This is a genomic window from Nonomuraea sp. NPDC050643 (genome assembly GCF_040654715.1).
Taxonomy (GTDB): domain Bacteria; phylum Actinomycetota; class Actinomycetes; order Streptosporangiales; family Streptosporangiaceae; genus Nonomuraea.
The window spans coordinates 13,791-25,440 of the sequence record NZ_JBFAIM010000020.1 but is presented as its reverse complement, the minus strand read 5'-3'; the positions used below and the strand labels follow the sequence as shown (position 1 = coordinate 25,440).

General features: G+C 72.4%; 15 protein-coding genes and 1 pseudogene. 9 read left to right on the top strand and 7 right to left on the bottom strand.

The genetic code is table 11. From position 1 onward, the window contains the following. Window positions 1-2: 2 nt before the first annotated feature. From AB0I15_RS26860 to AB0I15_RS26835, 6 genes and pseudogenes are all read left to right on the top strand, one after another. A pseudogene (locus tag AB0I15_RS26860) lies at window positions 3-527 on the top strand (ROK family protein); the annotation flags it as partial. A 52-nt stretch (window positions 528-579) separates the two neighbouring features. After that, window positions 580-984, top strand: coding sequence for a hypothetical protein (locus AB0I15_RS26855; RefSeq protein WP_358101426.1), 405 nt, complete (start codon window positions 580-582; stop codon window positions 982-984). Next, window positions 944-1,192 carry a hypothetical protein gene (locus AB0I15_RS26850; RefSeq protein WP_358101423.1) on the top strand — a complete coding sequence of 83 codons (249 nt, stop codon included), beginning with the start codon at window positions 944-946 and terminating at the stop codon, window positions 1,190-1,192. The genes AB0I15_RS26855 and AB0I15_RS26850 overlap by 41 nt, the downstream gene beginning before the upstream one ends. Continuing rightward, window positions 1,189-1,578: a hypothetical protein gene (locus tag AB0I15_RS26845; protein WP_358100974.1), complete on the top strand. Its 390-nt coding sequence runs from the start codon at window positions 1,189-1,191 to the stop codon at window positions 1,576-1,578. Before AB0I15_RS26850 ends, AB0I15_RS26845 begins: the two co-directional genes overlap by 4 nt. A gap of 380 nt (window positions 1,579-1,958) precedes the next feature. Then, the gene (locus tag AB0I15_RS26840) at window positions 1,959-2,231 is read left to right on the top strand and encodes a hypothetical protein (RefSeq protein ID WP_358100971.1); all 273 of its coding nucleotides are present in this window, start codon (window positions 1,959-1,961) and stop codon (window positions 2,229-2,231) included. Between the two features lie 180 nt (window positions 2,232-2,411). Continuing rightward, window positions 2,412-3,329 carry an NAD(P)-dependent oxidoreductase gene (locus tag AB0I15_RS26835; RefSeq protein WP_358100968.1) on the top strand — a complete coding sequence of 306 codons (918 nt, stop codon included), beginning with the start codon at window positions 2,412-2,414 and terminating at the stop codon, window positions 3,327-3,329. Here AB0I15_RS26835 and AB0I15_RS26830 read toward each other — a convergent pair. After that, window positions 3,300-4,562: an erythromycin esterase family protein gene (locus tag AB0I15_RS26830; RefSeq protein WP_358100965.1), complete on the bottom strand. Its 1,263-nt coding sequence runs from the start codon at window positions 4,560-4,562 to the stop codon at window positions 3,300-3,302. The genes AB0I15_RS26835 and AB0I15_RS26830 overlap by 30 nt on opposite strands. Before the next feature lie 89 nt (window positions 4,563-4,651). On the opposite strand from AB0I15_RS26830, the gene AB0I15_RS26825 reads away from it, so the two are divergent. Then, a complete protein-coding gene (locus tag AB0I15_RS26825; protein ID WP_358100962.1) occupies window positions 4,652-5,356 on the top strand; it encodes a TioE family transcriptional regulator in 705 nt (234 codons plus the stop codon). Window positions 5,357-5,399: 43 nt separating this feature from the next. On the opposite strand, the gene AB0I15_RS26820 is transcribed toward AB0I15_RS26825, so the two are convergent. Then, complete coding sequence (locus tag AB0I15_RS26820) at window positions 5,400-5,903, bottom strand: 2'-5' RNA ligase family protein (protein WP_358100959.1); 504 nt, start codon at window positions 5,901-5,903, stop codon at window positions 5,400-5,402. Between the two features lie 143 nt (window positions 5,904-6,046). On the opposite strand from AB0I15_RS26820, the gene AB0I15_RS26815 reads away from it, so the two are divergent. Continuing rightward, a complete protein-coding gene (locus tag AB0I15_RS26815; RefSeq protein ID WP_358100956.1) occupies window positions 6,047-6,574 on the top strand; it encodes a hypothetical protein in 528 nt (175 codons plus the stop codon). A gap of 33 nt (window positions 6,575-6,607) precedes the next feature. Beyond that, on the top strand, window positions 6,608-7,330 hold the full coding sequence (locus AB0I15_RS26810) for a DUF6882 domain-containing protein (RefSeq protein ID WP_358100952.1): 723 nt from the start codon (window positions 6,608-6,610) through the stop codon (window positions 7,328-7,330). Here the strand turns inward: AB0I15_RS26810 and AB0I15_RS26805 are convergent. From AB0I15_RS26805 to AB0I15_RS26785, 5 genes are all read right to left on the bottom strand, one after another. Beyond that, a complete protein-coding gene (locus AB0I15_RS26805) occupies window positions 7,296-7,697 on the bottom strand; it encodes a hypothetical protein (protein ID WP_358101406.1) in 402 nt (133 codons plus the stop codon). The genes AB0I15_RS26810 and AB0I15_RS26805 overlap by 35 nt on opposite strands. Before the next feature lie 63 nt (window positions 7,698-7,760). Continuing rightward, window positions 7,761-8,348: an ATP/GTP-binding protein gene (locus tag AB0I15_RS26800; RefSeq protein WP_358100949.1), complete on the bottom strand. Its 588-nt coding sequence runs from the start codon at window positions 8,346-8,348 to the stop codon at window positions 7,761-7,763. Next, entirely contained in the window at window positions 8,329-8,700 is a 372-nt protein-coding gene (locus AB0I15_RS26795; RefSeq protein ID WP_358100946.1) for a DUF742 domain-containing protein, read from the bottom strand. The genes AB0I15_RS26800 and AB0I15_RS26795 overlap by 20 nt, the downstream gene beginning before the upstream one ends. Further along, window positions 8,697-9,116 carry a roadblock/LC7 domain-containing protein gene (locus AB0I15_RS26790; protein WP_358100944.1) on the bottom strand — a complete coding sequence of 140 codons (420 nt, stop codon included), beginning with the start codon at window positions 9,114-9,116 and terminating at the stop codon, window positions 8,697-8,699. Before AB0I15_RS26790 ends, AB0I15_RS26795 begins: the two co-directional genes overlap by 4 nt. Next, entirely contained in the window at window positions 9,113-11,464 is a 2,352-nt protein-coding gene (locus AB0I15_RS26785) for a nitrate- and nitrite sensing domain-containing protein (RefSeq protein ID WP_358100941.1), read from the bottom strand. The genes AB0I15_RS26790 and AB0I15_RS26785 overlap by 4 nt, the downstream gene beginning before the upstream one ends. Window positions 11,465-11,650 lie beyond the last annotated feature (186 nt).

The following is an 11,650-nucleotide window of genomic DNA, read 5'->3' as shown; positions in this document are numbered from 1 at the left end:
CCATGGGGAAAGGTCGCCCTAGGACCCGTGTGGGAACGATGTCACATCCCCTAGGTGGCGGACGTTCCGACGGAGGCCCCATGGAGCACGATCTTCCCCCTGTCCTTTCGCTGGACATCGGCGGCACCAAGCTCGCCGCCGGCGTGGTCACCGGCGACGGCCGCGTCCACGGCTGGCAGGTCACCCCGACCCGCAGGGAAGAGGGGCCGGAGGCCGTCCTGAGCGGGCTTTTCGACCTGGGCAGGAAGGCGGTCGCGGAGGCCGGGCTGCCCGATGTGGCGGCCGTCGGCATCTCCTGCGGCGGCCCGCTCGACACCAGGACCGGGGTCCTGGAGTGCCCGCCGCACCTGCCCGGGTGGATCGACGTCCCGATCGGCGCGCTGGCCTCGGAGGCGTACGGCGTGCCGTCGGTGCTTGAGAACGATGCCACGGCCGCCGCGCTGGGCGAGTTCCGGCACGGCGCCGGCCGCGGCACCGGCACGATGCTCTACCTCACGATCTCCACGGGCGTCGGCGGCGGCTCCGTCATCGCATCTGACCAGGCCGGTCGACGGGGCGGAGGAGCCGGCGCAGTCGTGGGTGGACCTGTCGGGCTCGGTGCGCGGCACGCGGGCCGGGCTGGCCGTGGTGAACAACGCCAAGCACGGCTACGACGTCTCCCCGGCGAGCCCGGGGCGCGCTCCCAGCATCGGCATCACCGCCGTCCGCAGCCCGGTCCACGCCTGGCACGACCCCCGGCTGCTCGACCCCGACGGCTACTACTCCTACCAGGACCAGGGGACGCAGCGGTTCTCGTACCTGCTGGTGCCGCACGCGGGCGACTGGCGGGCGGCCGGGCTCACCCGGCGGGCGGCGCTGCTCGGTGCGGGCGATGCTCGAAAGCTTCCACGACGGCCCGCTGCCCGGCTCGCGCGGCCACCTGGACGACGGAGGCGGCCAGGTCATGGTCACCGCGGTCAAGCTGCACGAGGTCGAGCCGCGTGACCTGGTGGTCCGCGCGGTCGAGAGCACCGGCCGGGCCACCACCGCCACGCTGGACATCCCGGTGGCCGGGATCAGGCTGACGGCCGACTTCGGGCCGAGCCAGATCCGCACGTTCCGGATCCCGCTCGACGACCCGCTGTCCGCCGTGGAGACGGATCTGATCGAGCTGGGCGTCCGCAAGGGCGCGTTCCGGGTGGAGCCGTGGTGATCGTCGGTGATCCCGACGGGGGTGAGCTGGTCGTCGAGGTGCTGGGGGCGGGGCCGTACGCGGTGGAGTGGCGGTGGGGCGAGCGGCTCCCGACCGGTCGCCGCGAGCTGCTCCTGAGCCTCCGGTACGACGGCGCCGAGCCGGCCGCCGGGACCGTGCGCGTGAGCAGGTCCGTGGCCGCCGCCGATCCGTGGTGGCTGATCCCCGGCCTGTTCTACGGCGAGAACCGGCCCGCCGCCTGCGAGCGCGTCTTCCCCCGCTTCGAGGCGGGCGCCGACCGGCCCGGGGAGATGGTGTCGGCCAGGTGGGGCTTCCGCGCGGACCGGGCGGCCCCCCGCCGTCATGGTGTGGGGCGACGAGGCCGGCGCCGCGCTGATCGCGGATGAGGAGTCCGCGCTCGGCACCACCGGGCTGGCCATCGAGCACGATCGGGGCCGGGCGACGGTGTCGCTGCTGTTCCCGTACCGGGAGTTCCCGGTCACGTACTACGGGTCGGCGGCGGCGCTGCCCGCCGAGGCCGCCGCGTACGTGTGGCGGCCCGGCGAGACACGCGCCCTCACGCTGGCGACGTGCCCGCTGCCGGCGGGCGACCGGCACGCGTACGCGTCGCTGCTGCGCGAGGACCGCGAGCTGCGCCTGCCGGGCGCGCCCGTCGAGCCGTGGGAGGACGTCGAGGAGGCGGCCGGGATCGCGGCCGAGGGCCTGTACCGGTGGCACTACGACCCCGACCCGGGCGTGCTGCTGGAGACGGCACGCGTACGGGCTGGTGTGCACCGCCGAGCTGATCGAGCTGTCGGAGGCCCTCGGCGACCCCTACTACGCGAAGCGCGCGTACGAGACCCTCGCCTGCTTCCGCCAGCTCCTCCCGGCCGCCGACGGAGACTTCAACGCCTACCGCGGCATGATCACCGAACGCTACTACCAGACGGCCTGTTTCCAGCCGAAGGGCATGTACCTGACGCTGTCGCACGCCTGGAGCGCGGGCGTGCTGCTGCTGGCGTGCGAGCAGGTGCTGGCGCGCGTCGCGCTGCGGACCTGACCAGGACCCCAGGCGGTGCGCTCTCAGCGATCACCACGCGGCGGCGTCCCTCCGGCCCGCGCCCGTGCGGGTCGTAGGTGCATGATCCTGCTCGCCTCACACGGGAGCGGGCAGGGTCCACGGCGACCACCCGCCTCGGGCCGTGACGGGACCGGAGGGGTGACCGGGTACGGTCGGATCATGCGAGTATTCGTCGCCGGCGGCACGGGCGCGATCGGCGGTCACGCGATCCCGGCACTGCTCGAAGCCGGGCACGAGGTGACCGCGCTCGCGCGCACCCCCGACAAGGCAGCCGCGCTCAAGGCCCAGGGCGCCCGCCCCGTGAAAGCGTCGTTGTTCGACCGGGAAGCGCTCACCCCGGTGCTGGCCGGTCACGACGCGGTCGTCAACCTGGCGACCGCGATCCCGTCGATGGACCGCTTCATGAACGCCGAGGCCCTCCGCACCGCCTACCGCGTCCGCTCCGAGGGCTCGGCCGCGCTCGCCGACGCCGCCCTCGCCGCCGGCGTGGGCCGGATGGTGCAGGAGTCGGTCAGCATGGTCTACCACGACCAGGGCGCGGCCTGGATCGACGAGGGCTCGCCGGTGGACGACTATCCGATGACGCGGGGCAACTTCGCCGCCGAGGCGAGCGCGCGCCGGTTCGCGCGGACCGGGGGCGGGGCGGGGGTCGTGCTGCGGTTCGGCTGGTTCTACGGGCCGGGGGCCGCCCACAGCGAGCAGTTGTTCGCCATGGCCCGCCACCACGTGGGCATGGTGCTGGGCCGCCCCGGCGGCTACGTCTCCTCGATCCACATGGCCGACGCGGGTTCGGCGGTGGCGGCGGCGCTGGAGGCGCCGGCGGGGACGTACAACGTCGTGGACGACGAGCCGCTGACCAAGCGCGCCTACTCCTTCGCGCTCTCCCAGGCTGCCGGCGCCACCGCGTGGGTGCGCGGCCCCGGCCGGGCGGCCTACCTCTTCGGCGACCGGCTCACCTCGCTCACCCGCTCGCTGCGGGTCGCCAACGGGCGCTTCCGCGCCGCGGCCGGGTGGGCGCCGCGTCACCGCAGCGCCCGCGAGGGCTGGCTAGCCACGGCCCGCGTCCTGGGTCGCTGAGCCGGGGACGTCCTTGACGAAGATGATCCCGTCGGGCCCGTCGAGGCGCTCGGGGTCCAGCGGGAAATAGCCGTAGGGCACCGACGTGTCCGTGCGCGCGGTCAGGCCGGTGCCTTTGAGCGCCTCGGCGAGGGCGCGGGAGTCGATGGCGTAGCGGTTGCCGGGGAGCGTGGACAGCAGGCCCTCGACGGTGCCCGGGGCGGGTGCGCCGATGCCGTGGCGGTGGGCGGTGCCGAGGGCCATGGCCAGGAACGCGTACTCGTCGCCGAGCCGGGCGGCGGTGATCGCGCCCGCGCTCCACCAGTCCAGCGCCATGTCGGCGAGCTGCCACGTGCTCTTCTCCCGCTGCAGGTGGCTGTTGTGGGCGAAGACGAGCACCGGGCCGCGGCGGGCCTCCTGCCGGGCGACGGCCAGCAGGTTCTCGGCCATCATGGCGTCGCGCAGCCCCATCAGCCGCCACACGCGCGCCGGGGACGAGTCGGCCATGCCGGCGTGGTATTGGAGCAGGCCCGTCGCGGTGCGTCCGTACAGGCGGGCGCGCCGCCACTCCGCGTGCGAGGTCGTCGCGATCAGGTGCGGCGACTCGGCCGTGAGCAGCGCCATCAGGTCGTCGGCCAGGATGCGCAGCTCGGTCACCTCAGGCGCGCCGCCCACCGACTGGGACGGGTCCATGGCCGCCGCCTCGTTGGTCCAGCGACCGTCGTCGCCCACGAGCCGGTCGATGGTGTCCAGGTCGCAGGGGAGGAGCCCGGCGCTGACGCGGGGCGCGAGATAGCCGTGGAGCGCGGTGAGGGCCCGGCGGGGGCTGGCGGCGCTCATCATCTCGAGCGGGGCGTCGAAGCCGTAGAAGCGCAGCCGGTCGCCGGGGTGGTCCGCGTTGTAGGCGCGCATCCAGCGGACGAGCTCGCGGCCGGACTCGCTCGCGCCGATGCCGTGGGTGAAGCCGCGCTCCATGACGTCGTCGAGCGAGCCCCTGCCCGTGGCGACGTAGTCGTCCACGAGCAGGCCCGCGAGGGCGTCGCTCTCGATCGCGATCGACCGGTAACCCTCCTGCTCGACGAGCTCACGGAAGATCTCGTTGCGCAGCTCCGGGAACACCTCCTCGCCGTGCGTGGGCTCGCCCAGGCCGAGCAGGCGCGGCCGGGCGGGGAAGGAGCGGAGCAGGTCGATGACGGCGGCGGCACCCTCGTCGCCGAACACCCGGACGGCGTCCTGGATCGATAATGAGGTCATGGGTTCAACGATATCGTTGAACCAATTGTGTAAACTTTGGCCGCCTCTTGGCTGTTCTCCCGGGCGGAACCCTCAATATGGAGGTGGCGATGCGGCCGGTCGACCTCGCGCGTGAGCACGGGCTGTCCACCCAGGCGATCAGGAACTACGAGGAGGCCGGCATCCTCCCGGCCGCCGCCCGCACGGCCAGCGGCTACCGCACCTACACCCCGCTGCACGCACAGGCGCTGCGCGCGTTCTCCGCCCTGCTGCCCGCGCACGGGCACCGCACGGCGACCTCGATCATGCGGGCGGTCAACGAGGGGGCGCTCGACGAGGCGCTGCGGCTGCTCGACGAGAGCCACGCCCAGCTCCTCGAAGACCGCAGCACCTTGCTGGCCGTCGAGCGCGCGCTCCGCGACCTGGAGCCGCCGGAGTCCCCGGAGCCGCCCGGGAAGGACGCCGTGACCTTCATCGGGCCGCTGGCCAGGAGGCTCGGGCTCCGGCCCGCGACACTGCGCAAGTGGGAGCGGGCCGGGCTGGTACGGCCGGGGCGGGACCGGCGCACCGGTTACCGCGTCTACGCCGCCGCCGATGTGCGTGACGTGCTGCTCGCGCACCAGCTCCGGCGGGGCGGCTACCTGCTGGAGCAGATCGCCCCGCTGCTCACGCAGGTGCGGGCGGCCGGTGGGCTGGCGCCGCTGGAGACGGCTCTGCGCGACTGGCACGGCCGGCTGTCGGTACGCGGGCGGGCCATGCTGCGCGGGGCCGCGGCGCTGGACACGTACCTGAGCGACCGCGACATCGCTTCCTAGCCTGCTCCCCAGGCGTTCGAGGCCGGCCCGCGACGGGTTTCGCTCACGGCCCCGCAGGGCTCAGGGGGAAGGCGGTGACCTCGCCCCAGCGCCCGCGGTCGTCGCACACCAGCAGCGTCACTGCCGCGGCCCGGCCGGTCAGCGGCAGCTCGCCCACCAAGGCCGCCGGCTCCACCGCGCCCTCGTCCGACACCGTCAGGTGGGGGATGATCTCGTCGTGCCGCCCGCCGTAGGGCGGCGCCTCCGGCCAGCGGCCGACCACCGCCTCGGTCATCCGCACGAACGGCTCCGCGGGCTCCGGCGCCAGATAGACCACCCCGGGAAAGCGCCCGACCTCGCGGAAGGTCACCTCGAAGGCCGGGTGCCGCCCGAACAGCTCCCGCAGCTCGCGGCGCACCCCATCGTCGACCCGGTCCACCCGCAGGAACGGCACCAGCACCGTGACGTGCGCCATGAAGCCGATGTCCCGCACCCGCCACCGCCGCACCAGCGGCTCGGCCTCCGGCACGGTGACGACGAGCGCCGTGTCACCCGCCTGGTCCGTCATCTGGCCCGTCATCTGATCCGCCGTCGTCGGCCTCCGTCCGGCTCATCCTAACCACGCGCCTTGAACTTCACACACCGTTGACTTTAAGGTGGAGCGCGGCCGATCTCAGGCACGCCCGACCCACCTCCCGAAGGGGCATCGTCATGCACTGGAACGCGATCCTGAGCCACGGAGCCGGCTACGGCCTGGTCATGAGCCTGCTGTTCACCGCCGCCCTGCTCGCGGGGTTCGCGGTCAGCAAGGACTTCCTGCTCGGCGACTACCCGCCCGCCATCCAGGAGCGCTACGGCCGGCCCAGGAGCGCCCGGGGGCGGAAGGTGGCGGTCTGGGTGGGAGCCCTGTTCTGGGGCGCGGTCTTCCTCCCCCTCCTCACCGTCGCCCTGCTCGACCTGCGCGCCTCGCTCGGCGGCGGCGACCTGGGCTTCTGGCAGGCCGCCGCCTGCGCCGCGACCGCGTTCGCCACCATGTCGCTGTACGACCTGGTCGTCCTCGACTGGCTCGTCATCGCCGGCCTGCGCCCGAGCCTCATGGTCCTGCCCGGGACGGAGGGCATGAAGGAGTACCGGGACCTGCGCTTCCACGCCGTCGAGGCCCTCAAGGGCAGCCCGCTGATCCTCGTCGTCGGTCTCGTGGCGGGCGGCCTGACGATGCTCACAGAGGCGATTAACTGACTTTTGTCCGTTTCACCCCGTAGTCTGCGGGACGTGTCAGATCCGCTTACCTTCGCGAACCTCCTCGACGACGCGGCCCTGCTCTCGCTCGAGCACCAGTTGCACCTCGAAGAGGTCCTCGCCGACCACAACTGGAACGTCGACCTCCAACGGCAGCACTTCGAGTTCGTCACCTCCCGCGGCACGATCACCTGCACCCGCTTCCAGCTCCTCGGCAGCGCCGCCCCCGGGCCGGATTCGTGGCTCTGGGCCTGGGCGAACCCGTCCGGCTTCCCCCAGCCGCTGACCGAGACGTCCACCCGGCTGCGCGACTTCGGGCAGCAGTACGGCATCCCCGAACTCGCCTCCGCCGAGGTCCCCTTCGGCGCGCTGCCCGGCTCGCCCTCGGAGCCGCACCTGGTCGCCGGCCTCCTCACCGAGGCGGCCAAGGCGGTGACGGGGAGCTGGACCTCGTACAACGGCGACGCCGGCGGCGGCACCCGCGTGGCGTTCCTCGTCGAACACCCGAGCTTCCAGCTCCCGCCCCCCGAGCCGGCCCGCGTCATGCGCGTCATCCAGCAGGCGCTCACCGGCCTGCGCCTGACCGACCACCGCCGCGCCCTGCACGGCTACGCCGTCAAGCGCGGCCTCGGAGTGGGCTTCGAGCGCGACCACGCCCGGCTCACGGGGCCCGGCTTCGAGGCGCTGATCGAATTCGACGAGTACGGCCGCGTGATCGGCATCAAGGCCGGCCTCTCCTCACCCCACGGCTCCTGACCCACCCCCGCCGCTTCCCGGCCCGACGGGGAACCGGCTCAGGAGGGGGACAAACCACCACCGCCGCCGAGCCACCCATGGGCCACCCGCCGCCGAGCCGTCGCAGCGCCTGCTCGGACGACGGGCCCGGCTCGGCGGCGGACAGGTCGAGCCCGCAGCACGACGGCCCCTCGGGCAGCGCGACGAGCTCTCCGTGCAGCGTCAGCTCGCCTGCGACCGGGTGGTGCAGCACGTACACCCGGGACCGGATCCGCGCGACCGGATGCTCCGCCCACAGCCGCGCGAAGTCCGCGCTCAGCTCCCGCAGGCGCTCGACGTGCGCCGCGAGCCCGGCGTCCCCCCGATACCGCCCGCGCCCGGCTCCCAGGCGACGCCTGACGCGGATCAGCGCCGGGCGCGTGGGAGCCGGGCCTGTGGGAGCCGGGCCTCCTCAGCTGCCGACCGGCTCCGCGCGGAGCCGGGCCGAGTGCTTGACCAGGGCGATCAGCACCTCCCGGCTCGAATCGCGCTTCCGGGCGTCGCACATGATGATCGGGATCGACGGGCTGAGCTGCAGCGCCAGGCGTACCTCGTCCAGCTCGAACGTCGGCGCGTCCTCGAAGCAGTTCACCGCCACCACGAACGGGGTGCCGCGCCGCTCGAAGTAGTCCACCGACGGGAAGCAGTCCGCCAGGCGGCGGGTGTCGGCCAGGATGACGGCGCCCAGGGAGCCCTCCGCCAGCTCGTCCCACACGAACCAGAAGCGCTCCTGCCCCGGCGTGCCGAACAGGTACAGGACATAGTCGTTGCCCAGCGTGATGCGGCCGAAGTCCATGGCGACGGTGGTGGTCCGTTTGGCCTCCACGGAGGTGAGGTCGTCGACGCCGATCCCGCGGTCGGTCAGCACCTCCTCGGTACGCAGCGGCCGGGTCTCGGAGACCGCCCCCACCATCGTCGTCTTGCCCGCCCCGAACCCGCCGGCGACCAGGATCTTGATCGCCGTCGGCAGGCGCGGGCGCTCAGAGCGAGCGAAGACCATCGAGCACCGCCCTGTACATCTTTATGTCATGCATGTCCACCTCGGATTGTGGTTCCTGGGCAGAGACGAGTTCGCGGTCGAACAGGTCGCCGAGCAGCACCCGGATCGTGCCTGCGGGTAAGTTCAGGTAAGCGGCGATCTCCGCGACGGACTTGGGCTCGCGGCAGAGCTGGAGGATCCGCAGGTGCTCGGGGTCCAGCCCGGCGTCGGGGCCGGGCGGCGGGCCCACCGCCAAGGCCATGGAGATCAGGTCGAACCTGCCGTGCGCAGGCTGGGTACGGCCACGGGTCACGACATAGGGCCGGATGATCTCCGGATCCACCCAGTGCTCGTCCGTGGGCTCGTCTCTCACCGGTCGCTCCTGGCGATGGCCTCGGCGTTGCGCGCACCCGAGGTGAGATATTGACCCACCCGGGCCACCATCATCGCCATCTCGTACGCGATCAGCCCGATGTCGGCGTTCTGGGCGCACAGCACGGCCAGGCACGCCCGCTCGCCGGCGTTGGTCACGATGAGGAACTGGTTCTTCCACTCCACGACCGTCTGGCGGACCTGGCCTGCCGAAATGTGATCCGAGACGCCCTTCGCCAGGCTCTGCAGCCCGGAGGCGACGGCGGACAGATGTTCGCCGTCGGTCCGCTGCAACCCGGCGGACGAGGCCATCAGCAGGCCGTCCGAGGACAGCACGATGGCGTGGTCGGCCTCCTTGACCCGGCCGACAAGGTCATCGAGCAGCCAGTTCAGGTCGGTTCCCGAGGTAGGGGTCATGCCTCACCTCCCGATTGCTCGTCCAACATCTTGGCAGCCTGGGACCGGCCAAGACGGGTGCCTGACTGAAGAGATCCCATCATCGCGCGGATCTCCTCCGGCGAGCGCTCCTCATCGTCCTCCTCGAGGTCGGGCTGCGTGGGCATGTCGTCACGCAGCGCTGGCGCCAGGCTGGCCTGCGGCACACGGAGCGGCAGCCCAGAGGGTGTGAACTCGGCCACAGGTCGCTCCGGTTCGGCCGGTGGTTCGGTGGTTCGTGGTTCTGGTGCGGGCGAGGGTTCTGGCTCGGGTTGGGAGGCAGGGGCCGGCGCGGGCCGCGAGGTGGGCAGCGGGGTGGGCAGCGGGGTGGGAAGCTGGGGCGGCACCGGCAGCGGGGTGGGCGCCGGCACTGAGGTGGGGCGGGCGGGCTTGAGCGTGCGCACGTTCTCGGCGGTGGACGGCCGCGTCGCCGTCGCCACGGACGTGGGCCTGCGCGGCAGCCGGTCCCTGCCGTCGCCGTCACGCGGCTCCGGCGTCGGGTCGAGCTGGACGAGCTCCTGCGGCAGCAGCACCACGACCGTCGTGCCACCGTACGGCGACGGCTTGAGCACGACCTGGATCTCGTGGCGCCTGGCGAGCTGGCTGACCACGTAGAGCCCGAGGCGGGCGGTGCCCGTGATGCGGAACTCGGGCGGGTCCGCGATGCGCTCGTTGGCCGTGTCCAGGTCCTCGGGCTTCATGCCCAGACCGCGGTCCTCGATCTCGATCACGTACCCGTTGGCCACGAGCTGGCCGCTGACCTGCACGTTCGTGTAGGGCGGCGAGAACGACACGGCGTTCTCGATCAGTTCGGCCAGCAGGTGGATGACGTCACCGACGGCCCGGCCGACCAGCACCACCTCGCCCATCGGCATGAGCGTGACGCGCGTGTAGTCCTCGACCTCGGCCAGGGCGCCGCGGACCACGTCCACCATGGGGACGGAGCGCCGCCACGTACGGGCGGGGGAGGAGCCGGACAGCACGATCAGGTTCTCGGCGTTGCGGCGCATGCGGATGGCGAGGTGGTCGAGCCGGAAGAGCTCCTTCAGCTCCTCGGGGTCGGTCTCGCGGCGCTCCATGACGTCCAGCACGGTGAGCTGCCGGTGCACCAGGCCCTGCGTCCGGCGCGCCAGGCTGAGCAGGATGTCGCGGATGCTGCGGCGCAGCTCGGCCTGCTCGGCGGCGACGCTGATCGCGGTGCGCTGCACGGTGTTGAACGCCTGGCCCACCTGGCCGATCTCGTCGTCGCCGAAGTCCAGCGCCGGCACCTCCTTGGCCAGGTCCACCTCCTCGCCGCGGCCGATGCGCTCGACCACGCCGGGCAGCCGGTCGTCCGACAGCTCGTGCGCCGCGTCACGCAGCTTCTTGAGCTGCGCCAGCAACTGCCGGGTCGTGGTGATCGACAAGACGATGGAGGCGACGACGGCCACCAGGCCCAGGCCACCGGCCAGCAGGAGCCGGATGATCACGCCCACGGCGCCGGGTATGGCCCGATCGACCAGCCGGTCACCGCCGTCGGCGATGAGCTTCTCCAGCGAGGCACGGGCGGGCTCGGTGGCGGCGCGCCACTCGGCGCTGGTCACGGCGGGCATGACGCCGATGTCCGGCTGCTGGGCCAGCCGCTGCTCCAGCCCGCGCAACTGCGCCACCGCGCGGCTCTTCGCCCAGATCTGGTACGCCGCCGAGTCCTCGGGCACGAGGTGGGCCGCCGCCTTGTCCAGAGAGATGCGGTAGAACCCGGAAAGCTGCATGAACTCGGTGTGCTCGGCCCGCGTGAACCCGCCCTTGGCCAGCACTCCGGCGACGAGGGCGTCCTCACGGGCCAGATATTCGCTCGACTGGCTGATCGCCAGCATCGTACGCGCGTCCTTGGCGATCTCCTTGTCGTCCAGCGAGGCCACGGAGTCGAACAACCGGTAGAGAGAGTCGATGACCTTGTTGTACGCGATGGCCGCCTCGGCACGGTCGAGCCGCCCGCCGTCGATCGACTTCCTGGCCGCGCGGAGCCCGGTGGCGGTCTGGATCGCCTCGTCGATGCGGCGCTCCAGCGCGGCGTCGGCCGCGAACCGGATGCTGGCGCTCGTCGCGGACTCCACGAGCACATCGTTCGCCGCGTCGGTCTTGGCCCGCTGGTCACGCAGGGACTTGTCAGGCAGCCGCGCCGAGCTGCCGAGGGACTCCAGCGTGAGGCGCCGCTCGCGCTGGAGCTCCGCGAGGAGGCGCTCGCTGGGCTGCACCGCGCCGCTGTCGACAGTGGTGGCTCCGACCAGGTTCACGCCCTCGCGCAGAGTGACCCAGGCGGCGAAACCCCACAGTGCGACCAGTGACACCAGCAGGGCTGTCACCTTTGCCCGCACGCTTGAGTTGCGCAAACGCATATTTAACCGTCCAGGTCAGAGGGTCGCGTTAAGTCGGATGTCAAGACTCACGCGGGTATTTCTGAGATTCGGCACCCGGGCTACCCTAGCAATGCCGCATAGCCTGCTCAAGGCGGGTAAATCCTAATACGTGGTATT